Source organism: Aquaticitalea lipolytica (assembly GCF_014641635.1).
GTDB lineage: Bacteria > Bacteroidota > Bacteroidia > Flavobacteriales > Flavobacteriaceae > Aquaticitalea > Aquaticitalea lipolytica.
This window is the reverse complement of sequence record NZ_BMIC01000001.1, coordinates 774157-800633: the sequence shown is the minus strand read 5'-3', so window position 1 is coordinate 800633 and position 26477 is coordinate 774157. Positions and strand designations below refer to the sequence as shown.

The window sequence follows — 26477 nt, the reverse complement described above, 5'->3', positions numbered from 1 at the left end:
CTAATTGTTTTTTGAATATCCAATTGCATCTCCAATAAGTGTTGCACTAGTACAATTGGTTACAGTTACATTTACCAAATCTCCAATTTTATAATTCTCTTTTGGGAACACAGCTACTATATTTTGTGAAGTTCTTCCTGACCATTGTTCTGACGATTTTTTCGATTCTCGCTCTATTAATACTTCAACAACTGTGTTTAAATATTCTTTAGTTCTAATTTCACTATGCTCACGTTGTAATTGTACAATCTCTTCTAAACGTCTTTGCTTGATTGCTTCAGGTATATCGTCATCCATTTTACGTTCTGCCAATGTTCCAGGACGTTCAGAATATGTAAACATATAGCCGAAATTGTACTTTACATACTCCATTAAACTCAATGTGTCTTTATGATCTTCTTCAGTTTCAGTTGGAAAACCAGCAATTAAATCTTGAGAAATAGCACAATTAGGTATTATACGTCTGATGTTATCAATTAATTCGAAATATTCTTCACGAGTGTGTAAACGATTCATTTCTTTTAAAATTCGATTACTTCCGCTTTGCACAGGTAAATGAATATGTTTACAAATATTATCATATTTTGCCATTGTCTCTATAACATCTAATGTTAAATCTTGAGGGTTAGATGTTGAAAAACGAATGCGCATTTTTGGTTGTGTTTTAGCACATAATTCTAATAGTTGAGAAAAATTTACTGATGTCGCTTTTTGAAGCTCACTAGCTTTATCGAAGTCTTTTTTAAGTCCACCACCATACCATAAGTAACTATCTACATTTTGACCAAGTAATGTTATTTCTTTAAAACCACGATTCCAAAGATCATTAACTTCTTCAATAATACTTTGAGGGTCTCTACTGCGTTCGCGACCACGAGTAAAAGGGACAACACAAAATGTACACATATTATCGCAACCACGAGTAATAGATACAAAAGCAGAAACACCATTACTATTTAAACGTACAGGAGAAATATCTCCATAAGTCTCATCTTTTGATAATATAACGTTTATTGCATCTCTCCCTTCATCTACTTCTGCTAATAAATTTGGTAAATCTTTGTAAGCATCTGGGCCAACAACGAGGTCAACAATTTTTTCTTCTTCTAAAAATTTGCTTTTTAGGCGTTCTGCCATACAACCCAAAACACCAACTTTCATTTTTGGGTTTATACGTTTTACAGCATTATATTTTTCTAAACGTTTACGAACAGTTTGTTCAGCTTTATCACGAATAGAGCATGTGTTTACCAAAACTAAATCAGCATCTTCAAGATTTTGAGTAGTATTAAAACCTTCATTAGCCAAAATAGAAGCTACAATTTCGCTATCACTAAAATTCATAGCACAACCATAACTCTCAATATAGAGTTTACGCTTATTTTCATTCTTTGGTTCTAAAATTAGGCTTTCGCCTTGCTTACTTTCGTCTATTGTCTTTTCCATAATAATACTGAAACTATAATCTTTCAATAAGTGTGCAAAGATAAGATTATTTTAATGAAAGTGACAAAGTGGCAGAGTGTAATTTGTTTTGCAGATATTAAAAAAAGTAGTTTCTTTGATATTAAACCAACTAAACAATTTATAAAATGACATTATCAGAAATACAATCTAAAATTAATAGTGCTAAAGCTTTAGATTTTGGTACTATTTTTAATCAATCTATTGAATTATTTAAGAAAAGCTGGCTTCAAGGATTCTTGATGCAGTTATTCGTCATCATTATTATGTTACCAATTATATTGGTAATGTATGTGCCTTTTATAATGATGATAATTTCACAATCTGAAAGTGGTCAAGTAGACCCAGATGCTTTTAGTTCCTTTTTAGCAGGTTTTTCGGTTGTTTATTTAATAGGCTTTTTTATAGCAATAATATTATTGAGTTCTGTATCTGTTGCATTGCAAGCAGGATTGTTTAGGATTTTAAGAGAATTAGATGCTAAAAGAGAAGTAAAAACTGCTGACTTGTTTTACTTTTTTAAAGGTAAATACTTTGGTAAAATGATACTTTTAATGTTGGTGTCTACGCTAATTGCTATTCCTGCAGCATTATTATGTTATATACCATTAATATATGCAATAGTACCTTTGTCTTTTTTTACTATATTTTTTGCTTTTAACCCAGATTTAAGTATTGGAGATATTGTTAGTGCCAGTTTTAAACTTGGAACAAAAAAATGGCTACTATCTTTCGGTTTATTATTCGTTTCTGGTTTACTAGCATATATTGTTGGATTATTAATGTGTGGTATAGGTACTTTAATTACAATGCCATTTATTTATCATCCTTTATATTTTATATACAAAGAAGTTATTGGTTTTGATGATGCAGATGAAATTAATGAAATAGGCGCTACAAATTAATTGCAAATAAAATAAATGTAAAAGCTCCATAATTATGGAGCTTTTTCTATTAAAAAACAATAAGATTAAATGTTCAAATAATTTTAAATTAGGATGAATAATTTTTTTTCATATACATTTGTGGCTATAAAAATTGAAACATGGCGAAGAATTTAGTTATAGTTGAGTCACCTGCAAAAGCAAAAACCATTGAAAAATTTCTAGGAAAAGATTTTAAAGTCGAATCTAGCTTTGGTCATATTGCAGATTTACCATCTAAAGAGTTAGGAGTAGATGTTGAAGGTGATTTTATGCCTAAATATGAAGTATCTAAAGATAAAAAAGCGGTTGTAAAAAAGCTAAAGGATTTAGCCAAAAATGCCGATATGATATGGCTGGCTAGTGATGAGGATCGAGAAGGAGAAGCTATTGCTTGGCATTTAGCCGAAACATTAGATTTAGATAAAGCAAAAACTAAACGAATTGTTTTTCATGAGATAACTAAATCGGCTATTTTAAAAGCTATTGAAAACCCTCGCGATATCGATTATCATTTGGTTGATGCTCAACAAGCGCGTCGTGTTTTAGATAGAATTGTTGGTTATGAATTATCTCCAGTTTTATGGCGTAAAGTAAAAGGAGGTTTATCTGCTGGACGAGTTCAGTCTGTTTCTGTAAGGTTAATTGTAGAAAGAGAACGAGAAATACAAGATTTTGTTCCTGAAGCATCTTACCGAATTGATGCAGAGTTTTCTAATGAAGAAGGTCAAACATTTAAGGCTAAACTACCTAAAACGTTTAATACAAAAGAGGAGGCTTATAAATTTTTAGAGTCTAATGCATCAGCATCTTTTAAAGTTGCAGATTTAGAAAAGAAGCCAGCAAAAAAATCACCAGCTGCTCCATTTACAACATCAACATTACAACAAGAAGCGTCACGTAAATTATATTTTTCTGTACTCAAAACTATGACAATGGCTCAGCGTTTATACGAAGCTGGACTTATAACGTATATGAGAACAGATAGTGTAAACCTTTCTGATGATGCTCGTAATGCTGCTAAAGTAGAAATAGAAAGTGCTTTTGGCAAAACATATAGTAAATCAAGAAATTATAAAGGAAAATCTAAAGGTGCTCAAGAAGCGCATGAGGCTATTCGTCCTACCGATTTTTCTCGTCATTCAGTAGATATAGATAGAGATCAGGCTAGGCTTTATGATTTAATATGGAAACGTGCAATTGCATCACAAATGAGCGATGCCGAATTAGAGCGTACCAATGTTAAAATTAGTGCTTCAACTCATAAAGAATTGTTTTCTGCAAATGGAGAGGTTATTACATTTGATGGGTTTTTAAAAGTTTATTTAGAAGGTACAGACGATGAAGATTCTGAGCAAGAAGGAATGTTGCCAGCAATGAAAACGAACGAAACACTCCTTAATAATTATATTACAGCTACAGAGCGTTATACAAGACCTCCATATAGATATACTGAAGCTTCTTTAGTTAAGCAACTAGAAGAGCTTGGTATTGGTCGTCCTTCTACTTACGCTCCAACAATTTCTACTATACAAAACAGAAACTATGTTGAAAAAGGAAGTGTTGAAGGTGCTGAGCGTAAATATTCGCAATTAACACTTAAAAAAGGAACTGTAAAAGATAAAGAGCTAACTGAAAAAGTAGGTTCTGATAAAGGTAAATTAGTACCAACAGATATAGGAATGATTGTAACCGACTTTTTGGTAAATCATTTTGAAAGTATTTTAGATTATAATTTTACAGCCAAAGTTGAAGATGAGTTTGATGATATTGCTGAAGGAAAAGTAAACTGGACTACAATGATGAAAGATTTTTATAAAACCTTTCATCCACAAGTAGAAGATGTTCAAGAAAATGCGGAAAGAGAATCTGGTGAACGTGTTTTAGGTACAGATCCAAAAACAGGACGTCAGGTAAGTGTACGATTAGGAAAATTTGGGCCAATGGTACAGATAGGAACTGTTGAAGAAGAAGAAAAACCTCAATTTGCAAGTTTATCACCAGATCAACAGTTAAATTCAATTACTTTTGAAGAAGCGATGGATTTGTTTCAGTTGCCTAAAGATTTAGGTACTTATGAAGGAGAACAAATAGAAGTAAATAATGGTCGTTTTGGGCCTTATGTAAAATTTGGTAAAAAGTTTATATCACTACCTCCAGGTGTTGATGCCTTAAGTGTAGAGTTAGAAGATGCAATAGAGCTTATAAAAGAAAAGAAAAAAGCAGACGCTCCTATTTATACATATAAACAATTGCCTGTAATAAAAGGTAAAGGTCGTTTTGGTCCATTTATTAAATGGAACAACACTTTTATTAATGTGAATAAAAAATATGATTGGGATAGTTTGTCCGATAAAGATATTGAAGAACTAATTGAAGATAAAATTCAGAAAGATAAAGACAAATTAATTCATCATTGGGAAGCAGATGGCATAAAGGTAGAAAAGGCACGTTGGGGAAGGCATACTGTTACTAAAGGAAAAACTAAGGTTGAGCTTGATAAATCTGTCGATGTTTCAAAAATGACTCTTGAAGAAGCAATTGCTCTTATTGATAGTAAAGCTCCAAAAAAGAAAACAACTAAAAAAGCAACTAAGAAAAAAGCGACTCCTAAAAAGAAATAATATATGAACTTTAATTTTCTCTCTCCTGTTTCTGATGCTGTATTAGCTCATAACGAGTTATTATCTCAACAAGCTTTAGGTAGAAAATTAAAAATTCATTCTAAACAAAACGGAATTCCAGATTTAGATGGTGTAAAAGTTGCTATACTAGGAGTTCTTGAAAACAGAAATGATGTAAACTATATAGGAGGTGAGTTGCAGTTTGATACTATACGTAAATCATTATATGCATTATTCCCTGGCAACTGGCATACTTCAATAGCCGATTTAGGCGATATACTTAAAGGAGACTCAGTTGATGATACTTATTTTGCATTAAAAACTACACTGTCAGTTTTATTAGAAAAGAAAATCATACCTATTATATTAGGAGGAAGCCAAGATTTAACATATCCTAACTATAGAGCTTATGATACGTTCTCTCCAATGGTTAACATAGTTAATGTGGATAGTAATTTCGATTTAGGCGATGCAACTCAGCCAATAAAGAATAATAGCTATCTAGGAAAAATTATTTTAGATAAACCATATAATCTATTTAACTACTCAACAATAGGGTATCAAACTTATTTTAATTCTCAAGAAGAAATAGATTTGATGGAGAAGCTTTACTTTGAGGCTTATCGATTAGGCGAGATATCTAAAAAAATAAATTTAGTAGAGCCAGTTATGAGAGATGCTCATATAGTAAGTCTCGATTTAAAAAGTGTAAAAGCTTCGGAAGTTTCTACAAAACAAAAATACTCTCCAAATGGTTTAGACGGGAAAGAGATTTGTACAATTGCACGATATGCAGGAATAAGTAATAAAGTGTCTTCATTTGGTATATATGAATATCAGACCTCTAAAGATGATGATGTAACTGCAATGCTAGTGGCTCAAATTATATGGTATTTCATCGAAGGTGTAAATTGCAGAATTAAGGACGACGATTTTAAAGACGATTCTAACTATCAAAAGTACAATGTCTTAGTTGAAGATGACGAGTTAATTTTTTATAAAAGTATTAAAACAGGACGTTGGTGGATAGAGATTCCTTTTTTGCCAGATGTTAATAATAAATTAAAAAAGCATACGTTATTACCTTGCATGCACGACGATTATGTTGAGGCAAGCCATGGTAAAATACCAGAAAGGTGGTATAAAGCCTACAAGAAGAACAGTTTTTAATATTTTCATTTTTGTAAAATTTAACATATTATTTATCGATGAAATGCATCCTTTTTAGGATAAAGTGTAAAAAAAATGAAAAAAAAATTGTTTTTTTGAAAATATATAGATATGTTTACTGCCTTAAATTTTAAGAACTAACATTTACGACTAAAATAATTTAACCTCGAGTTTATATGAATATGAAGAAGTTTGCTTTATTAACCGCTGTTTTAGCTCTTTTGGCTAGTTGTAATTCTGGAGACAGAGGAGAACTAGTAGGAGTTAAAGGAAAGAAATGGCATCCAGAAAAACCTTATGGTATGACACTAGTTCCAGGAGGAGCATTTATTATGGGTAAATCAGATGATGATTTAGCAGGAATTAATGATGCGCCAACAAAAACTGCAACAGTTAGTGCGTTTTATATGGATGAAACAGAAATCACAAATAGCGAGTATCGCCAATTTGTGTACTGGGTAAGAGATTCTATCATTAGATTAAAGTTGGCAATTTTAGCTGACGACATTGGAGAGACTCCAGGAAATGGTGGAATTGGTGAATTTGCATTTAAAGATGCAGATCCAGAAAACATGACAGTTTACGAAAAATATATGTTCGATAACTATAGTGGTTTAGGACCAACAGGATACGAAGGAAGAAAATTAAACAAAGATGTTGATTTAATTTTTGATACTGCTGACTATCCAGATGAGTACTATGCTGAGGTTATGGATACAATGTATTTACCAATTGAAGAATCTTATAACGGTCAACGTACTTGGGATGTAAAGAAATTTAAATTTCAGTATACATTCATGGATATTGAGAAAGCTGCAAAAAACAAAAATTTAAAGCGTTCTGAATTCATTAAACAAGAAGAAATTGAAGTGTATCCAGATACAACTGCATGGATTAGAGATTTTTCTTACTCTTATAATGAGCCAATGCATAACGATTATTTCTGGCATGAAGCTTATGGAGAATATCCTGTAGTAGGAGTGTCTTGGAAACAAGCAAATGCATTTTGTCAATGGAGAACATTATACAAAAATGGATATCAAAAAAAGAAAGGCGCTCAACCTGTTAATAGATTCAGATTACCATCTGAAGCTGAATGGGAGTATGCTGCAAGAGGTGGACTACAAGGAGCTACTTTCCCTTGGGGAGGACCTTATGCTAAAAACGATAGAGGATGTTTCTTAGCAAACTTTAAACCTTTACGTGGAGACTACGCAGCAGATCAGGCATTATATACTGTAGAAGCAAAATCTTATGAGCCTAACGATTTCAACCTTTATAATATGGCTGGAAATGTTTCAGAATGGGTTCAAGGTTCATATGATCCAGGTTCTTATGAGTATATGTCTACAATTAACCCAACAGTTAACGATGCTAGCAATTCTCGTAAAGTTGTTCGTGGTGGATCTTGGAAAGATGTTGCATATTTCTTGCAAGTAAGTTCAAGAGATTACGAATATTCAGATTCAGCAAGAAGCTACATTGGTTTCAGAACAGTACAAGACTATATGGGAACAGATGTAACATCTAACGCTGGAGTTAACAAAAACTAAACTATCAAATCAAACAACTAAATAAACTAAATATTAATCTACTTAAGTAATTACTTAAATTAAAACAACTAAAATTATGGCACAATCAAGAGCAAGTAAGAAGTTTATGAACATGTCTTACGGACTAGGAGCATCAATCGTAATCATTGGAGCATTATTTAAAATTACGCATTTCGAAATAGGACCACTAACTGGTAACGTGATGTTGGCAATTGGTTTAATTACAGAAGCAGTTATCTTCGCAATTTCAGCATTCGAACCTGTTGATGATGATTTAGACTGGTCATTAGTATATCCAGAATTAGCTGGAGGACAATCTAAAGGTAAAAAAGAATCACCAAAAGATGCTGAAGGATTATTATCTAAAAAATTAGATGATTTATTAAAAGACGCAAAAATTGATGGTGAATTAATGGCAAGCTTAGGAGAAAGCATCAAAAATTTCGAAGGAGCTGCTAAAAATATGGGTCCAACTGTAGACTCAATGTCAGCTACTAAAAAATATAGCGAAGAGTTATCATTAGCTGCTGCACAAATGGAATCATTAAATAGCCTTTATAAAGTTCAATTAGAAAGCGTTAACCGTCAAGCGACTATTAATGAAGAAGCTGTAGAAAACGCAACTAAATTAAAAGAGCAAATGCAATCATTAGCATCTAACTTATCATCATTAAATGGTGTATACGGAGGAATGTTATCTGCAATGAACAGAAACTAATTAGTATAAGTCTAAATTTAACAATTAACTAAAAAAACTAATTAGAAATGGCAGGAGGAAAATTATCTGCAAGGCAGAAAATGATTAACTTGATGTATTTAATCTTCATTGCGATGTTAGCATTGAATATGTCAAAAGAAGTGCTATCGGCATTTGGATTAATGAACGAAAAACTGACTGAGTCTAATGATGCAGCTACAATACGTAATTCTCAATTTTTTGCAGGATTAGAGCAGCAAGCTATAGATCAGCCAGAAAAATATGCACCTTTAAAAGATCAGGCAGCACAAATATCAACTTTAGCAAATAACTTTAATTCTTATTTGTCAGACCTTAAAGGGCAAATGACAGCTAAGTTAAAAGATCCTAAAGATTACGAAGTAATGGATAAAGGTGATTTTCTTGATAATGAATTTTTTAAAGGAGATAAACTTAAACCAGAAGGAGAGAAGTTTTTAGCAGAAATCGCAAAATTTCGTGATGGTGTAGTTGCTATTATCGGAAATGATTACAAAACAATTGCAGACGATGTTAAAGAAAAATTTGCAACAGATCCAGTTAAAAACAGAGATGGAAATACAATAGATTGGTTAGATTACCACTACAAAGGTTTTCCACTTGTAGCTTCATTAACGAAAATGACGCAATTACAAGCTGATATTAAAGGAACTGAGTCTGAAGTTTTATCTTCAATGTTAGCTGGAAAGCTTAAAGTTGAAGCATCTTTAACAAATTTTGAAGCTATAGTTGTACCAGACAAAACTGCGTTCTTTAATGGAGAAAACTTTACTGGTAAAATTATACTTGGTAGAAAAGATAAAACATTAAGAGCTGATAAAGTAGTTGTTAATGGAAGAGAATTATCTAAAGAGTCAATGCAAGAAGGACGTACAATATTAGATTTTCCAGCAGGTAATGTTGGTGAGCAACCAATTAAAGGTCAGTTTACCTTTAAAGAAGGTGGAGAAGATGTTGTTATAGACTTTGAAAGTTCTTACTCTGTAGTTCCTAAACCAAATTCAGCTACAATTTCAGCAGACAAAATGAATGTTGTATATCGTGGTGTTACTAATCCAATGACAATTTCTTTTGCTGGTGTATCAGATAATAATGTATCTGCAAGCGCTCCAGGTTTAAGTAAAGGTTCTGGTACTGGTAAATATAATATGAATCCAGGTTCAGGTAGAGAAGTAACTATTAACGTTACAGGTAAATTACCTGATGGTACAACAGTAAGTGATAGAGCTACATTCCGTATTAAAGATATTCCAAAACCAACAGGAACTATTGCTGGTCAACAAGACAATGTAAGTTTGCCTCGTCAAAATGTTGAAATTGCAACTGTTGGTGCTATTTTAAATGATTTCGATTTCGAATTACCAATTCAAGTTGTTTCATTTAAGGTAAAAGTTCCAGGTCAACCATCTGTTAGCGTTAATGGTAACAAAATGAATGACCAAGCAAAAAATCAGTTACGTAAAGCATCTAGAGGTGATGGTGTGCAGATATTTGATATCAAAGCACAAATTATTGGAAACTCAGCATATAAGCTTCCAACTGTATCACCAGTATTTGTTGAAATTACAAACTAATATAATTTAGGTACTGTTTTAGCGTTATAAAAACATTAAGACTTTTGTCCCAAATAATAAATTAAGAATATGAAATTAAAAAGTTTTTTATTAACCGTTTTAGGAGTTAGCATCGCTACAAGTTCTTTTGCACAAGCCAACTTGTTAAATGCAAAAAAACCTGAAGAAATAGGTGTTAAAACCGAAGCTCAATTGGCATTAGATAATGACAAACCATTAGAATATGGTTATGTTGATGATAGAGATATCATGTTCTCAAAAATGACTTGGGAGAAAATTGTTCTAGATGAGCGTGCTAATTTTCCTTTATATTATCCTGTCGACACCAATAATATTGGTAAAGAGAGACGTTCTTTATACGATGTATTATTAAAGAATGTGAAAAATGGTAATATTGAGAACATTTACGATGATTCTTACTTTACTGCAAAACGTACTTTAAAAGATATCGAATCTGCATTATCTAAAATAGATACTTTAGATATCGGTTATCAACAGTACAATGCTGAAGGAAAGGTAGATCCAGAATATATTCTTAAAAGAGACATACAGTCTTATGATATTAGTGCATATTTAATTAAAGGCTTATGGTATTTTGATAAACGTTTAGGCGAATTAAGATATCGTTTGTTGGCGCTTGCTCCTGCAGCACCAGATGTTAACTTTATTGATTCAGATGATGAAGCTAACAAACAACCAATTGCTTTATTTTGGGTGTTTTTCCCAGAAGTAAGAGATATACTTCATGAAGCAAAAGCGTTTAATAACAAAAACAGCTCAATGCCAATTTCTTTTGACCATCTATTAAACTCAAGACGTTTTAATGGTTATATGTACAAAGAAGAAAATGTATATGGAGATAGAGAAGTTAAAGAGTATGTTGCTGATAATGCTTTAATGCAATTACTAGAATCTGATCGTATTAAAGAAAAGATTCGCAATTTTGAACAGGATATGTGGGCTTACTAATTTAGCCTTAAGCCATATATTTAAACGCTCACTTTTTTAAGTGAGCGTTTTTTTATTACATAAAAGTATAAATCTCATAATAGTAAAGTTCTTATTCTTCTTTACTTTTGACTAATGAAAGAACTCGATTATATTATTGTTGGTTGTGGTTTAGCAGGTATTGCTTTTAGTGAGCAATTGCGTGCAAATGATAAATCGTTTGTAGTATTTGATAACCAATCACAGCAATCTTCAGTAGTTGCTGCGGGCTTGTATAATCCAGTTATTTTAAAACGTTTTACTGAGGTTTGGAAAGCTAAAGAACAGTTAGAGCTAGCTCTGCCTTTTTATAAAAAATTGGAGGTTCTTTTAGATGTAAAGTTAGATTATAAACTACCAGTGTACAGACGTTTTGCATCTGTAGAAGAACAAAACGAATGGTTTACAGCTTCAGACAAACCAAATTTGGAAGATTATTTATCTACACAGCTTATTAAAAATGATAATCCATCTATCATAGCACCATTAGGTTTTGGTAAAGTATTGCAAACAGGACGAATTGATACTTCAACATTGTTAAAGCATTACAAGGTATTTTTAAAAGGGATTGATTCTTATTTTAATGAAACTTTTGATTATTCCGACTTAATAATTGAACAAGATTGTATCACTTACAAAAGCATTAAGGCAAAACATGTTGTATTCGCAGAAGGGTTTGGGATGATTAATAATCCATTTTTTAAAGCATTGCCACTAAATGTTGCTAAAGGCGAAGTGCTTACTATAAAAGCTCCAGATTTAAAAATTGATTATGTGCTTAAATCTTCAGTTTTTGTAGTTCCAGAAGGAAATGATTTATACTCTGTAGGTGCAACTTATAATTGGGATGATAAAACACACCAAATTACTGAAGAAGCAAAAAAAGAGCTGTTAGATAACTTAAAACAATTATTAACATGCAATTTTGAAGTTGTAAACCAAGTTGCTGGCATTAGACCAACAGTAAAAGATAGACGACCACTTATTGGTGTGCATCATACAAGCAAAAATATTGCAATATTAAATGGGTTAGGTACGCGTGGTGTTATGATTGCGCCAAGTGTTGCCAAAGAGTTGTATAATTATATAGAAAAAGGAATTCCTTTAAATAACGAGATTGATATTAATCGTTTTAATTATTAATTACTTTTTTGCTGAAGTTTTATCATAATGCATAAATAAGTTTATCCAAATATTTCTAGATAAACGCATTATAATAGGTGCAAAAACAATTAAAGTGCCAATTATGGCAATAAAAGCAGTAACTAAATTAGAATTTAAAAACAAATAACTAATAACAAAAGCTGCAACTGCAAAAGCAATCCCTACACCATAACTCACATACATTGAGCCATAAAAAAATGAAGGCTCTATTCTGTATTTAGTGTCACAATGCGAACATTTTTCATGAATTTTTAAAGTGTCAGGCAATATGTAAGGATTAGGATTTACATACATTGATTCTTCATGGCATTTTGGGCAAGACCCTTTAAAAATACTATACAGTTTACTTCCTTTATTTATCATCGAGATTGTTTACTTTTGCACTTTTAAAATAAAGTACAAAATTAGGTTTTTCTAATTAATGCTTTGCAACAATAGTTACAAAAATGCTTAACATACATAATCTTTCAGTGTCTTTTCAAGGTGAATATCTTTTTGAGGATATTACATTCAGACTTGGTGCTGGAGATAGAATTGGTCTTATAGGAAAAAATGGCGCTGGGAAATCGACTATGCTTAAAATTTTATCCAAAGAAATGGAACCAGATACTGGTCAAATCGCTGCAGATAAAAATTTGAGTATAGGTTTCTTAAAGCAGGATATTGATTTCGTTTTAGGACGAACAGTATTAGAAGAAGCCTATGAAGCATTTAAGGATATAAAAATTTTAGAAGCTAAAATTGACGACATTAATCATCAATTAGTTGAAAGAACCGATTATGAGAGTGAAGGTTATCATCAATTAATGGTCGATTTGAATGATGTACAACACCAATACGAAATTATTGGTGGTTATAATTACCAAGGTGAAACCGAAAAAATTCTTCAAGGACTAGGTTTTAAGCGTGAAGATTTTAATAAACTAACAGATACTTTTTCTGGAGGATGGCGAATGCGTATTGAGTTGGCAAAACTCTTGCTTCAAAACAATGATATTTTATTACTCGATGAGCCTACTAACCACTTAGATATCGAATCGATTATTTGGTTGGAAGGGTTTTTAAAAAATTATGTAGGAGCTGTTGTTATTGTATCACATGATAAGATGTTTTTAGATAACGTTACTAATCGTACCATTGAAATTTCACTTGGAAGAATTTACGATTATAAAAAGCCATATACACAATATTTAGTACTTCGTAACGAAATTAAAGCACAACAATTAGCATCTCAAAAAAATCAACAAAAGCAAATTGAACAAACTGAAAAGCTAATTGAAAAGTTTAGAGCTAAAGCCTCAAAAGCAACAATGGCTCAATCACTTATTAAAAAGTTAGATAGAATTGATCGAATTGAGGTTGATGAAGATGACAATAGTGTAATGACTTTAAATTTTCCAGTATCTGTAGTGCCAGGAAAAGTAGTGATTGAAGCACATCATATAACAAAAAAATATGGTGATTTACAGGTGCTTAAAAATATCGATTTAACTATTGAACGCGATAGTAAAACAGCATTTGTTGGTCAGAATGGTCAAGGTAAATCAACGTTGGCCAAAATTATAGTTGGAGAATTAAAGCACGAAGGTAAACTGAAGCTTGGTCACAATGTACAAATAGGATATTTTGCCCAAAACCAAGCAGAGTATTTAGATGGTAGCAAAACTGTTTTAGATACCATGATAGATGCTGCTAACGAGAAGAACAGGAGTAAGGTTAGAGATATTTTAGGGTCTTTTTTATTTAGAGGTGAAGAAGCTGAAAAATATGTAAGAGTACTTTCAGGAGGTGAGCGAAACCGATTGGCATTGGCTAAGTTATTGTTACAACCTTTCAATGTATTGGTTATGGATGAGCCTACCAATCACTTGGATATAAAATCTAAAAATGTATTAAAAGAAGCATTAAAAAGATTTGAAGGAACTTTAATTTTAGTATCCCATGACAGGGATTTTCTTCAAGGATTGACTAATAGTGTTTATGAATTTAAAGATCAAAAGATAAAAGAATATTTAGGTGATATCGACTTTTATTTAGAGCAACGTAATGTTGAAAATCTACGTGAAGTTGAAAAACGAGATGTTATTAAAGAAGAGCCTAAAGAAAGCAACAAACAATCTTACGATGATCAAAAGAAACTAAAGTCTTTAAATAATAGATTAAGTAATATCGAATCAAAAATCAGCCAATTAGAGAAAGATATTAAAACTATGGATGTTGATTTGGCAACTGACTATGATAAAACAGCTTCTGATCCAAAATTCTTCGATCATTATCAGGCTAAAAAGAAAAAATTAGAAACATTAATGACTGAATGGGAAACAGTTCAAGAAGAATTAGAAGGTATTAGCTCGTAAGTTAAACCTCCTTTTTTAAGTTTTTTTTAACTGCAAGCAAGAGCTAAATAGAATAGTTTTGTAAACTTATACCATCAAAACTATATTAATGAGAAAACTCATACTCACTATTTTAGGCGTTTTATTAATTATTGCCTCATTTTTTTTCGCTTACAAGCTTATTGAAAGTAAAAACAAAGTAAAACCTGTACCTCAAAAAGTAGTCAAAACTGTTTTTGTAGATACAGTTAAAAACTCAACAATTCCTATTGTAATTCCTGCAAATGGAAATCTTACTGCTAAACGTAGAGTTGAGTTGTATGCTGAAGTGCAAGGTATCTTTACGCCTGGTTCCACATTATTTAAAGCAGGACAAACTTACAGGCAAGGGCAAACGTTAATTCGTATTGATGCTTCAGAATATTATGCAAGTGTGCAATCTGCAAAGAGCAATTTGTACAATTCTATTGCAGCTATTATGGCAGATTTGCGATTAGATTTTCCTGAAGTATTTCCAAAATGGCAAGCATATCTTAATGGTTTTGATTTGAATAAAACAACACCAAAACTGCCTTCAATGGCTTCTGAAAAAGAAAATTATTTTATCACAGGAAGAGGTATTGTATCTAATTATTACAATGTTAAAAATTTAGAGCAACGTTTATCAAAATATACTATTTCTGCACCTTTTGATGGTATCTTAACTGAAGCATTGGTTACCGAAGGTTCTTTAATAAGAAGTGGACAAAAATTAGGCGAATTTATTGATCCTTCTGTTTATGAAATGGAAGTAGCTATTAGTAAATCGTTTGCTAATTTGCTTAAAGTTGGTGAAAAAGTTGAACTTAATAATCTTGATGGAACTGAAGCCTTTACAGGAATTGTATCTAGAGTTAATGGAAGCATCGATGCTACAACACAAACCATAACGGTGTTTATAGAAGTTAAAAGTGAGTTGCTTAAAGAAGGTATGTATCTTGAAGCAAGGTTAGATGCTAAACAAGAAGAAAATGCGATAGAAATTAATAGAAACCTTTTGTTAGATACAAATCAAATATTTGTAGTTAGAGATGGAGTTTTAGATGTTGTAGATGTAAAGCCTGTTTATTTTAGTGATACTAAAGTGGTTTTAAAAGATGTTCCAAATGGAGCTATTATTTTATCTCGTTCTGTACCTGGAGCTTATGCGGGAATGTTGGTAAAAATATTTGAAGACAAACCTAATAAAGCAAGCAATTAGGTATGAGAAAAATAATTGCATATTTTATAAAATATCATGTTGCAGTAAATGTATTTATACTTGCATTTGTTGTGTTTGGTATTGTTGGAATGTTATCTCTAAAGTCGTCATTTTTTCCTCTTGTCGATTCAAAAATTATAACCATTCAAATAGCTTATCCTGGAGCATCTCCTCAAGAGATTGAAGAAGGAATCGTACTTCAAATAGAAGATAATCTCAAAGGTTTAAAAGGTGTCGATAGAGTGACATCTACTTCCAGAGAGAATAGTGGTACAATTACTGTAGAAATCGAGAAAGGCGAAAGCATCGATTTTATGCTTTTGGAAGTAAAAAATGCTGTTGATAGAGTTCCAACGTTTCCAACAGGAATGGAACCACTTATTGTTGCAAAAAATGAAAATGTAAGAGAAACAATTTCTTTTGCTGTAAGCGGAACAGATATTCCATTAGCAACTCTAAAACAAATAGGTAGGCAAATTGAAAACGATTTAAGAGCAATTGATGGTATTTCCCAAGTAGAAGTTTCAGGCTATCCAGCTGAAGAAATTGAAATTGCAGTTAATGAAATCAGTTTATTGGCATATAATATATCTTTTGCCGAAGTAGCTCAAGCAGTAAGTACTTCTAATATTTTAGTTACAGGAGGAAACATTAAAACAGATGCTGAAGAATATTTAATTAGAGCTAATAATCGCTCGTATTATGGCGATGAACTTTCTAATATAATTGTAAGAGCAACACCTGACGGCAAAACCGTTCGATTAAAAGATGTAGCTGTATTACGTGATCGCTTTTCTGAAACACCAAATGCGACTTACTTTAATAAGGATTTATCTGTAAATGTTAGCGTAACAAGTACTAACAATGAAGACTTGGTAACATCAGCAGAAAAAGTAAAAGAATATATTGAAGAGTATAATCAAAAACATAACAATGTTCGTTTGGATGTTGTTAGAGATTTATCAATTACTCTTAATCAGCGTACAAAACTGTTAACTGAAAACGCAGTAATTGGAATGCTTTTAGTACTTATATTTTTATCACTGTTCCTTAATACACGATTAGCATTTTGGGTAGCATTTGGGTTGCCAATTTCATTTTTAGGAATGTTCATTTTTGCAGGTCAGTTTGATGTTACTATAAATGTATTATCTCTCTTTGGGATGATTATCGTTATTGGTATTTTGGTTGATGACGGAATTGTTATTGCTGAAAACATTTATCAACATTACGAAAAAGGTAAAAGCCCAGTAGATGCTGCTATAGATGGTACAATGGAAGTTATTCCTCCTGTAGTTTCGGCCATTATCACAACTTTATTAGCATTTTCAACCTTCCTGTTTTTAGAAAGCAGAATTGGAGAATTTTTTGGTGAAGTGTCTGTAATTGTAATGCTAACTTTAGCGGTATCATTAATTGAAGCGTTAATTATTTTACCAGCGCATTTAGCTCATTCAAAAGCATTACAGCGAAATAAAGAAGCCAATCCAACATCTAAAATAAAGCAGTTTTTCGCTAAAATGAGAGGGATTAATGCCTTTGGAGACCGAATCATGTCTTTTTTAAGAGACAGAGTTTATGCACCAATTTTAGATTTTGTATTCAAGTTTAAAGTACTATCATTTGGAATATTTGTTTTTCTTTTTGTAATGACTTTTGGTTTTATTGGTGGAGGTGTAGTTGGTGTTACTATGTTCCCAAGTATTGCAAGTGATACAGTGACTATTGAGTTAGGTATGCCTAACGGAACTAATGTAAAAGTGACTGATTCTATCATTTCTATGATTGAAGATAAAGCTGAAATTGTAAATAAAGAGTTCACTGAAAAATATCTAAAAGGAACTGATAAAGTATTATTTGAAAATACAATTAAAAGTATCAATAGCTCATCTAGTGCACGACTAGCAATTAATATGTTGCCTGGAGAGGAGCGACCAGATGAAATAAATTCATCACTGGTTGCCAATCGATTAAGAGAACTGGTTGGACCTGTAATTGGAACAGAGCGTTTAATATTTGGTTCAGGTGGTAATTTTGGTGGAAGTCCTGTATCTGTATCATTATTAAGTAATAATATTGATGAGTTAAAAGCAGCCAAAGTTGAGTTAAAACAAATTTTGGAGTCTAACCCATTATTAAAAGATGTTTCAGATAACGATCCTGCTGGAATAAAAGAAATCCGATTAGAACTTAAAGAAAGCGCATATCTACTTGGTTTGGATTTACGAACTGTAATGACTCAAATTAGGGCAGGTTTTTTTGGTGTACAAGCACAACGTTTTCAAAGAGGACAAGACGAAATTAGAGTTTGGGTTCGTTATGAGAAAGATAATAGGGCTTCAATTAACGATTTAGACGATATGCGAATTGTGACGCCTTCTGGAGAGCGTGTCACTTTAAAAGATATTGCTACGTATTCAATTGAGAGAGGAGATGTCGCTATTAACCATTTATCTGGTCAGCGTGAAATACAAGTATCTGCCGATTTAAAAGATCCAAGTACAAGTGCTTCTGATATTATGGAAGATATTGAGAATAATGTTATGGTTGATTTACATTCAAAATATCCAACAGTAACAGCTTCTTATGAAGGGCAAAGTCGAGAAAAAGATAAGCTAGTTGGTTCTCTTAATCAAACGGGATTGATTATTCTAGCATTAATTTATATAACTATTGCCTTTACGTTTAGAAGTTTTAGCCAGCCACTTTTACTTATTTTACTAATCCCATTTAGTTTAACTGCAGTTGCATTAGGGCATTGGCTTTTAGATTTTCCTTTAAATGTTTTATCCTTATTAGGCATTATTGCCTTAATAGGAATTATGGTCAATGATGGTTTGGTACTTATTGGAAAATTCAACACTAATTTAAGATCAGGCTTAAAATTTGACGACGCCATAAAAGAAGCAGGAAAATCACGTTTTAGAGCCATATTTTTAACCTCTTTAACAACAATTGCTGGTTTAGCGCCTTTACTTTTAGAAAAAAGCAGGCAAGCACAATTTTTAAAACCAATGGCTATTTCTATTTCATTTGGTATTGCTTACGCAACAGTGTTAACTTTATTAATGCTGCCATTGTTGTTGTCATTTAGCAATTACATCAAGCAAAAAACCAAATGGTTAGTTACAGGCAATGAGGTTACTAAAGAAGAAGTTGAACGTGCTATAAAAGAACAAAATGAAGAAAATGCACATTAAATATAACATATTATTACTGATAGCATTTTTATCAATATCAGTAAAAGCACAAGAAGTATTAACGGTTTCTGAGGCTATTGAATTGGCTTTGGAAAATAATTATGGTATTAAAATAGCATCTAACAACAACAGAATTGCAGAAAATAACACTAGCGTATTGAATTCTGGTTATTTGCCAACATTAACTGGAAACGCAGGTGCAACTTATAATTTAGATAATACTGAAGCCGAATTTTCTGATGGAAGAGTTACTAATTTAGATGGCGCAGAAAGTTCACGTTATAATGCGTCGTTAAATTTGAATTATACTCTGTTTGATGGTTTAGGAAGGCATTATGATTACAAACGCTTAAAAGAACAATATCAATTATCTGAATTGGAAGCTAGAGAAACCATTGAAAACACCATTTTTCAATTGTTTACAGTCTATTATAATGTGGCTCAAATCTCTGAAAATGTTGATGCTTTAGAGCAAACCTTGAGTATTTCTAAAGACAGAATAGTAAGAGCTCAATATCAGTTTGATTATGGTCAAAGCACAAAACTAGGAGTGCTTAATGCTCAAGTAGATATTAATAACGATAGTATAAATGTTATCAATTCAAAACAGCAATTAAAAAATACAAAGCGCGATTTAAATGTTGTTTTAGGAAATGCTTATGGAAATGAATTTAGTGTAGATACACTTATTAACTTTAAAATTGATATTAGTAAACAAGATCTTTTTGATAAAATGAAGTCAAATAATGTATCGCTTTTACAAATAGAAAAAAATATAGCAATTAATGAGTTTACTATTAAGGCCAATAAATCTGGTTACTTGCCAACGGTTGGTCTAACAGGTACTTATGGTTGGAATAAAAACAATAATAATGCAGCATCTTTTGTGGCAGTTTCTACTAATACAGGACTCTCAGGAGGTGTAAATTTAAGTTGGAATTTATTTGATGGAGGTAGGACTATTACACAAGTAAAAAACGCTAAAATAAATTTAGAAAATCAGCAACTACAAAAAGAGTCTGTGCTAATAAGTGTAGAGCGAGATTTTAATAATGCTTGGGATGATTATAAAAACAAATTAACCATTTTCAGAGTTCAGGAAGAGAATATTTTAACTTCAAAAAATAATTTTGATCGCACTCAAGAAAAATTCAAATTAGGACAAGTGACTTCTATCGAATTTAGGCAAGCACAATTGAATCTATTAAATGCTGAATTAAGCAGAAATCAAGCTAAATATCAAGCTAAAATTGCCGAACTTAATCTTTTATTGTTAAGTGGTGAGTTGCTTAATGTTCAATTTTAATAAGTTTAAGTATGGAAGAGTATTTTTTTCAATGTCCTTATTGTTGGGAAGATATTTCTATGCTTGTTGATTATTCTGTTTCTGATCAAAATTACATCGAGGATTGTGAAATTTGTTGTAATCCAATTCAGCTTGATATAGTAATAGAAAACAATGAAATCACTAGTTTTCAAGCAGAAAGCATTGAACAATGATTTTTGTAAATAGCTAAAATACAGCTGGTTAAATATAAATATAATTTCTAAAGATGCAGTTCGTCGAAAATAATTGGTAGTTAAACGATATTCAACTATATTCGTTATATAAATGTGCTCCCTCACAAAAATCTACCATTATGAATACTTTAAAAACGACATTGTTATTCTGTTTAGTTACCATACTATCTTTTGGTAACGTTTCTACAAAAGAAAAAGAAGCTTTAGTTGCTTTATATAATTCTACACAAGGACTAACTTGGAACACTACTTGGGATTTACAATCTCCAGTATCAACTTGGTTTGGTGTTACATTAAAAGATGATAAAGTAGTAGCTTTAGATTTGCCTTTTAACAACCTTAAAGGGAACTTGCCAGTAGAGTTTGGAGATTTGGTGAATTTAGAAAAAGTGAATCTTTTTAGAAATGATATTTCTGGAGCTATTCCTTCAACAATTGGGAATCTTAAAAATTTAAAAGAGTTAAATATCGCTTTCAATAAATTAGATGGCCAATTGCCAAATGAGATTACTAAATTATCTTCTTTAAAAACGTTGCAATTATTTATGAATAGATTAGAAGGGCAAATACCTTCAACTATTGGTAATTTAACTAAATTAGAAAGATTAGAATTATACAATAATAATTTATCTGGAGAAATACCTAGCACGCTAACAGATATAAAAGGATTAAAAGAATTATTAATAAGTAGCAATAGGTTAACAGGAAAACTACCTTCAACTATTTCTAACTTAAATGAATTAAAAGTATTGAGTGCTTTTGACAATAATTTATTTGGAACACTTCCATCTTCAATAGGTTCTATGGTAAGTCTTGAAGAATTGGTAATTGCAAATAATGCTTTTTATGGCGATTTACCTTCAGAGATGGCAAACTTAGTTAATCTTAAAGTTTTAATGATTGGAGACAATGATTTTAAAGGCGAATTAGTAAAATTAGAAGCTCAGTTTCCTAATTTAATGCAATTTGATTTTGCAAATACAAAAAGCAGAAGCGCTATAGCTACTTTAGACACAGAAGATTAGAAATATAAAGATTAATAGCAAATAAACTCCCATCAATTAATTGTTGGGAGTTATTTTTTTTATAAAGAAAAAGCTATTATATTTGCAGTCTAAATCGCGGGATAGAGCAGTAGGTAGCTCGTCGGGCTCATAACCCGAAGGTCACTGGTTCGAGTCCAGTTCCCGCTACTAGTAAAATCAGGCCTTTCAAGAAATTGAAAGGCTTTTTTGTTTTTACTGTACAACATATGTACAACAAAAAGGGATTATGTAATTTAAGTTTTAATTGTAAATATGATTATACTTATGTTTGAATACTATGGCGGAAAAGAAGAAACAACATTATGTACCTAAGTTCTATTTGAGATTCTTCTCGTCAAGAGACAACCCCAATCTCATTAAAGTTTGTATCAAAGATTCAGTTAAAATAATTCCAAATGCTGATTTAAATGGTCAAGCTCAAGAAAAGTATTTTTATGGTAAAGATTTAGAAAGAGAGAATTGGTTTGGAAATATAGAAGATAAAACTTCAAATGTGCTAAAGAAGGTCGTAAAGACAAAACAACTCCCAAAAGATAAATCTGATGATTATTATTGGATTTGGTTATTTATGTTATTACAAGCTTATCGAACAAGAGCTAATGCAGACGAATTTAATGAGATGGTAGATTCATCATTAAAGACTGCTATGAAATTTGAAAAGAAGTTTGAAGATTTTGAATTTGATAATTACTCTTTTGCCCATGATGACGCAATCGAAATAAGTTTAGATATTTTACTTAAGAGTTTGCCTATGTTATTGGATATGCAGATAAAACTTTTGAAAAATGATACTAATAAAGAACTAATAACTAGCGACAACCCCATATCAAAATACAATCAGTTTCTTGAGTCCAGAAAATTTCCTTACGGTCATACTGGAATTATGAGTAAAGGATTGCAAATTTTTTATCCTTTATCACCTGATTTACTTTTAACTATGTATGACCCTAGAGTTTATAAAGTTGGAAACAAAAAACAGTTTAGTAATATTCTAATGAATGCAAAAGACATCGAATTTCTAAACATTCTAACTTGTTTACACTCCAATAAATCAGTTTTTTCATCAGAAAAAGTTTCTGACTTTCAACTCGAACAAATTTTAGAGAAATCCAAAAAATATCAAGATCAGAAAGAATTAAAAACAAAAAACCATGATTCCATAACCAATAAAGATGGAACACATTCTGTTACGGTACAGCACCACCGTAATCCATTTATGATAAATCTTAACTTATCATTTCTAAAACAAACACAACATGCTAAGTCCTATAAACTGACTGGATATTATGCTGAAATAAGAAATGAAAGGTATCGAAATGCTGAAAATAGACCAACGCTTGAATAATTTTATATAGACTTTATCCACCAAATACACATAATATTTTCGATATTTGAGTTGAATAATTTTTTTGTAATGGGTATTAAAAATCAAAGACCACACCTATCCTCGTTGGAAACTGGCTGGAATAAATTCTGGAAAGACTTTTGGTCAGGTACAAAACCAACAATAGAAGCATCATGGTGTAAAACGGGTAGAATTAACCAAGGGTTAAAAACTAAAATCACAATATCTATAAATAGTATAATATCTCATCACAGAACTAAATTTAAAATTGGCAAAACAGGAGATGCCTATATTAGAGGTGATAAAAAAGATTACAGAAATGATTATCATTTTATGTATTTGTTATACAAATCGAAAAGTTCAAGTTATGTCTCAGAATTAGAAGAGCACTATATTGAAAAATATATGAAGTCTCATCCAAAAGCTAATCAAAACAAAAGGGTAAGGGCACCAGGGAAAAAGATGTATTCTTATGATGGGTACTACTACTTATATATAGTTTGCACAGATGAATGATGTTCTTTGCAACTCTTTATTTTATCTATATTGCAATGTTTACTTTAAAACTATGACATCCACCTCAAATGTTTTACCATTTATTGTTTGTATACCATTCAAATCATAAAAATTAGTTCTGTCTTTTGTTTTGTCTTGCGGGTCATAAATAAAGCAGACTAGATGTTTCATCCATTGACAAACATAATAAGATTGAATGTCTTCTTTTAATTGTTTGATAAATTTACTCTCGTCATTATCATTCTCCTTTATCATTTTCACTTCAATTAAGATTTTTTCTTCACGAAGGATTAAATCTATTTTCGTTGAAGTTGAACCTACTTTTTCTATTGGGTCTTCAGCTTTCATTTTTGGGAAGATAGGTTTGAGCATAATGTATAAGATATCTTGAACATCATATTCATCTTTAAATTGGAATACGTCTTTTCCTTTTCTTCTTGATTTTATTTGTTTAATGGCTTCAGGGAAATTATCAATAACTTGTTTTACTAAATCTAAAGGCTGAAGATTATTATAGGTAGTAGCAATATCTTGTTTTATATAATCTTCTAATATAATTAACTCCTGTAAGCCTAAAGATGAGATAACCATAGCATTGATTGTCTCTTTAAGTTCTTCTTCGTTAATTTGCTCACCAAAGATGTGTCTAATAACCGAATAGTTATTACCCTTAGCGCTATTAGCCATCCTTTCTTTAAATAGTAAAGGAAAGGCTTTATATAGAATATATTGGTTTTCCATTGAGCTGGAGTCGAATTTTGTTTCAACAATTTTTTTAAGTTCTTGTGAAGTGCTACTAGCTAGGAATAATCCGATTAATTTGAATATGTTATTATCTATTTGATTTTTTTTATTACTACTTGAAGTAAGAATTTTAATTTCGCTATCAGAAAGTGTTTCACCTTTAAACCCTCTATTGGCAAGCTCTTCTTGACCAGCTAGTGTATAATTTATAGGCTCTTTAGATATAAAACGATAAAATGAAGATTGAATGTTTTCTTGAATCAAAACACTCTCCCGTTCTTGTTTGTATTTGTCTATTAGATGAACCATAATTTATCATTTATATGCTTTAATCTGTCAAAATCCCACCCATCAATTTCTTTTAGTTTTTCTGTCAAAGCTACCATCAAACTTGGATACATTAATGTTACAGTTCTTTTGGCTGGCATATAACTTCTATGTGATAAGTCTGAAAACCAATAAACTTGTTGTGAAAGATATTGTAAGTCTTGAAATGTTGAACGTCCATCTAATCTTATCTTTAAAGGTAGGTTGCTGTGAGGAACAAAATTTAGAAGAGCTTCATAGTCATCTATTGGCAAATATAATCCTTTAGATACTTTCTGAGTCCCCTGCCCGTAGAAAAGACGGTAATTGTGACCATATGCTAAGTGAATAAGTGCAAAAGTAAATGAATACTCACGAAACAGTTCTATAACTTCTTTGACAGCAGAAAGTTCATATTCGCTACTCGGACTTTTATATATATGAAATATCAATCTAAACTCTTCACTACCGCTTATTGAAGCACTTTCTATTTCTTCTTTAATAATCCTCTTTAGAAAAGTCTTTAAATTCTCTTTATAGTTGTCAAAAGTAGATACTGGAGCACAGTCACCAACAAGATAACGCCCATCAGGGTCAAAAATCTGGGCTAACCCTAAAACGTGGTTTCCATCATCTAATGTTGTAGAACCAATTCCTATGATAAATTCTTTTTTGAGTTTATCTTCTTTTTCTATTGTCCAAGCTGTACCACCAATTTTCGCATAAATATTGAGAGTTAAGTTTGTCATTGCAAATGAATTGACACCTGTATTAACAGTTTCAACTCTAATTAATTGGGTTGGAATACCCATGCCAATTAATTTGGCTTTACAATAATAGTAAGGAGATTGTTTTACTGGAATTATTTTTTGGTCTTCACTAACAACTACAATGACCGTTTTAGACTTTTGTAATTCTTCATCATATAAAACACTTGCATAAGACTCTAATCTTTCATCTTCAATAAACTTAGTGACAAAAGTTATGTGCTTAATGTGCAGTTCTGTTTCTAGTCTGTTTTTTACAGTTTTTAGAAACGTTTCTGTTCTTCCTTCGTGTTTTTTTGGACAAATAACACCAATTTGGACAACGGAATCTATTTCATCAAATGAAGCAGGTTTATACTCTTTTACTTTCTGGTTATAATATTTAAGGTTTTTTGTGTCTTCTTGACCAGAATAAAAATATCTTTTTGGTCGTCTTAAAATTTGATGGTTGAATTCTGTTGATGGAATATTGTAAAATGTTATTGGTTTTAGAGAACTTCCATTTGGGAGCTTTACTTTAGGAATAATATTGCTATTTAACCAACTGACAAATTTGAAGATGCCTTCATAATTTTTCTGATTATTAAAATGTGTTTTTCTGAAACTCTCATATACGGCTGAATAACCCATAGCCTCGACATATCTCTTTACGGCAGGCGTATTGGGATAAATTTCATTTTCATCCCCTTTTAAACCAACAGTGTCAAAACCATTTGCTTCAAGAGTTTTTCGATCATTTAAAAACTTAAATTTTGTCCTTAATGATATCGTAAATCCTAATATTACATTATCATTTTTTCTAATAAATCTAGGAGTTATATTATAGCAATTGAATGCAGCTAAACCCTTAATCCCTTTAAGAATATTATTAGATGACAATACATCCCAAGAGTATGAATGGCTCTTTCTGTTAACTTCAAGGCGTTCATCATTAACGAGGACATTCATCAAACAAGATTCAACTATCTTGCTTATAATTTTTGGTTCAGTTTTCGAATTAACTCTAGATTTAATACTGTTTAATGGAAGTAATTTACTTGAGCCATTTTTGCTCCAATAATGAATTCTACTATTAACACGATAAAATTGATGGTCTGGATAATTGTCTTGTAATTCAAAATAGTCTTCCTTGGACTCATAATCTGAGTATGAGATATTTGATAAATCAAACTCATCGTTTTCTAGGTTTACTTTGAAAAAGTTTAAAAAGAGTCCAGCCATAATTATGTGTTAAATTCTGTTAAAGTTCAATTTCTATACC

At 31.3% G+C, this 26477-nt stretch carries 20 protein-coding genes and 1 tRNA gene; 17 read left to right on the top strand and 4 right to left on the bottom strand.

Annotated features, from left to right (window positions below; genetic code table 11):
* Complete coding sequence (gene miaB, locus IEW41_RS03715) at positions 1–1446, bottom strand: tRNA (N6-isopentenyl adenosine(37)-C2)-methylthiotransferase MiaB (protein WP_188604985.1); 1446 nt, start codon at positions 1444–1446, stop codon at positions 1–3.
* A 146-nt stretch (positions 1447–1592) separates the two neighbouring features.
* Between miaB and IEW41_RS03710 the strand changes: the two genes are divergently transcribed.
* The 8 genes from IEW41_RS03710 to IEW41_RS03675 all read left to right on the top strand — a co-directional run bounded on the left by IEW41_RS03710 (position 1593) and on the right by IEW41_RS03675 (position 12174).
* Positions 1593–2369, top strand: a complete 777-nt coding sequence (locus IEW41_RS03710; protein WP_188604984.1) for a hypothetical protein — start codon at positions 1593–1595, stop codon at positions 2367–2369.
* A 140-nt stretch (positions 2370–2509) separates the two neighbouring features.
* Positions 2510–5011 (top strand): type I DNA topoisomerase, encoded by a 2502-nt coding sequence (topA, locus tag IEW41_RS03705; protein ID WP_188604983.1) that lies wholly within the window; start codon positions 2510–2512, stop codon positions 5009–5011.
* Positions 5012–5014: 3 nt separating this feature from the next.
* On the top strand, positions 5015–6181 hold the full coding sequence (locus IEW41_RS03700; protein ID WP_188604982.1) for a formimidoylglutamase: 1167 nt from the start codon (positions 5015–5017) through the stop codon (positions 6179–6181).
* A 182-nt stretch (positions 6182–6363) separates the two neighbouring features.
* Positions 6364–7734: a T9SS ring complex lipoprotein PorK/GldK gene (gene porK, locus IEW41_RS03695; protein ID WP_188605585.1), complete on the top strand. Its 1371-nt coding sequence runs from the start codon at positions 6364–6366 to the stop codon at positions 7732–7734.
* Between the two features lie 76 nt (positions 7735–7810).
* Entirely contained in the window at positions 7811–8452 is a 642-nt protein-coding gene (porL, locus tag IEW41_RS03690; protein WP_188604981.1) for a type IX secretion system motor protein PorL/GldL, read from the top strand.
* Between the two features lie 47 nt (positions 8453–8499).
* Positions 8500–10044 carry a type IX secretion system motor protein PorM/GldM gene (gene porM / locus IEW41_RS03685; RefSeq protein WP_188604980.1) on the top strand — a complete coding sequence of 515 codons (1545 nt, stop codon included), beginning with the start codon at positions 8500–8502 and terminating at the stop codon, positions 10042–10044.
* A gap of 69 nt (positions 10045–10113) precedes the next feature.
* Positions 10114–11013 (top strand): type IX secretion system ring subunit PorN/GldN, encoded by a 900-nt coding sequence (porN, locus tag IEW41_RS03680; RefSeq protein ID WP_188604979.1) that lies wholly within the window; start codon positions 10114–10116, stop codon positions 11011–11013.
* A gap of 114 nt (positions 11014–11127) precedes the next feature.
* Positions 11128–12174 carry an NAD(P)/FAD-dependent oxidoreductase gene (locus tag IEW41_RS03675; RefSeq protein WP_188604978.1) on the top strand — a complete coding sequence of 349 codons (1047 nt, stop codon included), beginning with the start codon at positions 11128–11130 and terminating at the stop codon, positions 12172–12174.
* Here IEW41_RS03675 and IEW41_RS03670 read toward each other — a convergent pair whose 3' ends face one another.
* Positions 12175–12558: a DUF983 domain-containing protein gene (locus IEW41_RS03670; protein WP_188604977.1), complete on the bottom strand. Its 384-nt coding sequence runs from the start codon at positions 12556–12558 to the stop codon at positions 12175–12177. It lies immediately after the preceding gene.
* A gap of 83 nt (positions 12559–12641) precedes the next feature.
* Here IEW41_RS03670 and IEW41_RS03665 point away from each other — a divergent pair, with 83 nt between their 5' ends.
* The 9 genes from IEW41_RS03665 to IEW41_RS03625 all read left to right on the top strand — a co-directional run bounded on the left by IEW41_RS03665 (position 12642) and on the right by IEW41_RS03625 (position 23399).
* Positions 12642–14552 carry an ABC-F family ATP-binding cassette domain-containing protein gene (locus tag IEW41_RS03665; protein ID WP_188604976.1) on the top strand — a complete coding sequence of 637 codons (1911 nt, stop codon included), beginning with the start codon at positions 12642–12644 and terminating at the stop codon, positions 14550–14552.
* Between the two features lie 88 nt (positions 14553–14640).
* Positions 14641–15771: an efflux RND transporter periplasmic adaptor subunit gene (locus IEW41_RS03660; protein WP_188604975.1), complete on the top strand. Its 1131-nt coding sequence runs from the start codon at positions 14641–14643 to the stop codon at positions 15769–15771.
* Between the two features lie 2 nt (positions 15772–15773).
* On the top strand, positions 15774–18971 hold the full coding sequence (locus tag IEW41_RS03655) for an efflux RND transporter permease subunit (protein ID WP_188604974.1): 3198 nt from the start codon (positions 15774–15776) through the stop codon (positions 18969–18971).
* Entirely contained in the window at positions 18961–20277 is a 1317-nt protein-coding gene (locus tag IEW41_RS03650; protein WP_188605584.1) for a TolC family protein, read from the top strand. Before IEW41_RS03655 ends, IEW41_RS03650 begins: the two co-directional genes overlap by 11 nt.
* 11 nt (positions 20278–20288) lie before the next feature.
* Positions 20289–20471 carry a CPXCG motif-containing cysteine-rich protein gene (locus tag IEW41_RS03645; protein WP_188604973.1) on the top strand — a complete coding sequence of 61 codons (183 nt, stop codon included), beginning with the start codon at positions 20289–20291 and terminating at the stop codon, positions 20469–20471.
* Positions 20472–20611: 140 nt separating this feature from the next.
* Positions 20612–21517, top strand: coding sequence for a leucine-rich repeat domain-containing protein (locus IEW41_RS03640; RefSeq protein WP_188604972.1), 906 nt, complete (start codon positions 20612–20614; stop codon positions 21515–21517).
* Between the two features lie 95 nt (positions 21518–21612).
* Positions 21613–21685, top strand: a tRNA-Met gene (locus IEW41_RS03635).
* Positions 21686–21815: 130 nt separating this feature from the next.
* A complete protein-coding gene (locus IEW41_RS03630) occupies positions 21816–22883 on the top strand; it encodes a DUF4238 domain-containing protein (protein ID WP_188604971.1) in 1068 nt (355 codons plus the stop codon).
* 69 nt (positions 22884–22952) lie between these two features.
* Positions 22953–23399 (top strand): hypothetical protein, encoded by a 447-nt coding sequence (locus tag IEW41_RS03625; protein ID WP_188604970.1) that lies wholly within the window; start codon positions 22953–22955, stop codon positions 23397–23399.
* Positions 23400–23438: 39 nt separating this feature from the next.
* Here IEW41_RS03625 and IEW41_RS03620 read toward each other — a convergent pair whose 3' ends face one another.
* Together IEW41_RS03620 and IEW41_RS03615 are read right to left on the bottom strand one after the other, a co-directional pair.
* Complete coding sequence (locus IEW41_RS03620; RefSeq protein ID WP_188604969.1) at positions 23439–24452, bottom strand: PD-(D/E)XK nuclease domain-containing protein; 1014 nt, start codon at positions 24450–24452, stop codon at positions 23439–23441.
* On the bottom strand, positions 24440–26437 hold the full coding sequence (locus IEW41_RS03615) for an argonaute/piwi family protein (RefSeq protein ID WP_188604968.1): 1998 nt from the start codon (positions 26435–26437) through the stop codon (positions 24440–24442). Before IEW41_RS03615 ends, IEW41_RS03620 begins: the two co-directional genes overlap by 13 nt.
* Between the last annotated feature and the right edge of the window lie 40 nt (positions 26438–26477).